Here is a 239-nt window from a genome sequence, read left to right as displayed (position 1 = left end):
GGATATTGCGGTAGGCGGGATAGCCTGGCGCTGCAAGGGCGACACGGTCGCCAAGGTCGAACGCGCTTAGAAACGCCACAATGAACCCTGCCGAAGACCCGTTCGTTACCATAACCCGTTCGGGTTCAAGCGATACCCCATACAGCGTGCGATAGGTCTCCGCCAGCCGCTGCCGCAGTTCCGGCAGGCCACCCGCATCGGTGTAACCGATTTGCACGCCATCAATCGCACGCTTGGCC

General features: G+C 61.5%; 1 protein-coding gene. It reads right to left on the bottom strand.

What is annotated here, in order from left to right:
• Window positions 1-239, bottom strand: a 239-nt coding sequence (locus tag R0J92_RS26245) for an aminotransferase class I/II-fold pyridoxal phosphate-dependent enzyme (RefSeq protein ID WP_411053848.1), incomplete at both ends; no start/stop codon positions are given.

The organism is Tritonibacter sp. SIMBA_163 (genome assembly GCF_046535935.1).
GTDB lineage: Bacteria > Pseudomonadota > Alphaproteobacteria > Rhodobacterales > Rhodobacteraceae > Epibacterium > Epibacterium scottomollicae.
Note: the sequence above shows the minus strand (reverse complement) of the source record. Positions and strands in the feature narration are given on the sequence as shown.